Genomic DNA, 2,253 nt, shown 5'->3' with positions numbered 1-2,253 from the left:
GTTGGGTGTAGCTCTCCTCGGGGGAAGGTTGCCGTTCAGGCGGTGAGGTCGTAATTGTTCTGGTCGGGGCTGAGATAGAGGCGTTGGTGTTCGCGGGCGAGGTGGTGGCGCCAGTAGGCGTCGAAGTCGCCGTTGTCGTTGAGGGCTCGGAGTTTGAGGATGGCTTCGGCGCCGGTCAGGCCCCAGCGGGCGCCGGTGATCTCCAGACGGTCGCCGATGAGGTGGCGGCAGGCGCCCTCGATCGCGCCGGTCGCGATCGGCCAGCCCCGGGCGAGGGCAATGTCGTAATGGAGCTGGTCGAGGTGACCGGTGAGATAGCGGACGCAGGCGTCGGCAGCGTCGCGTTGGGCTCCGCGCAGGCCGCGTGAGTGGGCTTCGGCCGTGATCTCGGCGGCGGCGCGGGCGGCCTGGCCGTGCAGGATCGTGGTCAGATGGCTGGCGACCCAGGCTTCCGTTTCTGGGGTGCCGGCCGGGTGGAAGGCGTGGGCAGCGGCCCAGACGTACTCACTGACGTGCACGATGTCCAACAACGTGGTCACCTCGATGCCGCGCCGGGCGGATTCGTCCTCGATCAGGTCGAGTTGGTGGCGGGCGCCGTCGACGAGGACGAGCCAGGTGCGGATATGGTCGCGGTCGCGGGCCTCGGCCTGGTCGAAGGCGGCGGCAATCGTGTGTTCGGGCGGATGGATTACGGAGCCGGTCAGCCATTTCGCCCGGGCCTTCGGGCCGGGCCGCGGTGGCCTGGTGCTGGTGCGGCCGTCGGGCGGGGCGATGATGTCGTGCGGCCTTCTGGGGGCAGGATCGGCGTCGAAAACGCAGCCGAGGGTGGCCATCCGCTTGCGGTTGGGTTTCTCGCCCGGCGCGATCCGGGTCCGCATCGCCCGCTGCTGTGTCAGGTGTGCTTTCAGGGTCGCCGGTCGCAGGGCCTCGGGGCGCATCACGATGCCTTTGCCGTCGAACTGGAGGACCAGTGTGGTGTCCGCGCTTGCCGGAAGAGGCACCTGTTGCTGGTAGAAGGAGTCGATGTCGATGGCCGCCCGGGCGACGAGTTGTTCGGCCTGGCGTTTGCCCAGCACGCTCCCGCATCGGTCGTCGATTGCCGCTTTGGCCAGGTCGAAGGAGCCGCGGACGGCCTCGAGGACGGCCAGGCGCCGCAGTCCGTTCGAGTGCAGGCGTGCGGGCAGTGACAGTGCGGCGTCCGCCGGGTGGACGCTGGTCAGCCCTTTGCCCCGCCATGCCGTCCGCCTCACGGTGACCGTGCCGAACATGCAGGCCAGCAGCCGCGAATGCCCCGGCTCGCAGTGCGGTCGGACCCGTCCGTCCCGGCCCCGCATCGGCCCAAAGTCGTGGTGAGCCGCCCGTTCGCGTTCGCGTTGTTCGCGCCCATCGAGGTGGGCCTGGAACAGCAGCCGCAACAGCTCACGGCCCTCCGCCTCGATCAGTTCCTCCAGTTCGTGGTGCGCAAGCACGGCCGTGTCGGCGGTGGCCAACGTGCCTTTCAGGCACTCGAAGGCGCTTGTCGCGGCGGCGAACACATCGATGGCATCCAAGGCGTCGTAGGGTTCCACAACGGCTCTTCTTTCTGTACTTCGGTCTGGCTGGTTACCTCCGAAGTTAGAGAGAAGAGCCTTTATCGTTCCGCGACTTCACCGATCCCGCCGTGCCGGAGCGAACCGCCCGGGCTGGTCCTCGACCAGCCACCCCCGCTCAACCAGACGTTTCAGCTTGCCGCGGGTCCCCTCGATCTTCCCGGTCTCAGCCGGCAGCCCGATCCGGGGCACGATCTGCTTCGCCTGCATCGGCGACGACGCGTCCGCCACGACCTCCACGATGTCGCGGTAGACATCCGGCAGCACATCCACCGACAAGCCCTCGCGCCAGTGCGGCACCATGACCGCTCCCACTACCCGCACCCCTGACTCCACCCGGGCCACGGGCTCCGCTGCCACAGCCGGACCGGCGTCCACGTCCCGTCCGGACAACTCCGTGAGGACCTCGGCCACCGTCTCCCGCGTCACTTGCAGCCGCACAAGCACTTCCCGTTCACCCGCGAGCCGCGCGGTCAACTCCGCGACCCGGGCTTCGAGTTCCTCCACCCGGGCCCGGGCCGCCGCTTCCCGCGCCTCCAACTCACCGATCAACGACCCCATCAGCGCCGCCTCCTCCACCCTCAAGGTAGAGACCCGGCCCGCCCACCATCACCCCAAAGGACGTTATCCCAGCTCAACCCTTCCCCCGAGGAGAGCTACACCC

At 68.8% G+C, this 2,253-nt stretch carries 2 protein-coding genes; both read right to left on the bottom strand.

What is annotated here, in order from left to right; genetic code table 11:
- Positions 1-35: 35 nt before the first annotated feature.
- Positions 36-1,568, bottom strand: a complete 1,533-nt coding sequence (locus tag IE226_RS43495; protein WP_190087068.1) for an ISKra4 family transposase — start codon at positions 1,566-1,568, stop codon at positions 36-38.
- Positions 1,569-1,646: 78 nt separating this feature from the next.
- Positions 1,647-2,150 carry a hypothetical protein gene (locus tag IE226_RS43490; RefSeq protein WP_190087067.1) on the bottom strand — a complete coding sequence of 168 codons (504 nt, stop codon included), beginning with the start codon at positions 2,148-2,150 and terminating at the stop codon, positions 1,647-1,649.
- Positions 2,151-2,253: the final 103 nt, after the last annotated feature.

The organism is Streptomyces longisporoflavus (assembly GCF_014649775.1).
GTDB lineage: Bacteria > Actinomycetota > Actinomycetes > Streptomycetales > Streptomycetaceae > Streptomyces > Streptomyces longisporoflavus.
Note: the sequence above shows the minus strand (reverse complement) of the source record. Positions and strands in the feature narration are given on the sequence as shown.

Bases quoted from the DNA above. Each gene is read 5' to 3' on its own strand.
- IE226_RS43490 (WP_190087067.1), bottom strand. From the start codon at position 2,150: ATGGGGTCGTTGATCGGTGAGTTGGAGGCGCGGGAAGCGGCGGCCCGG.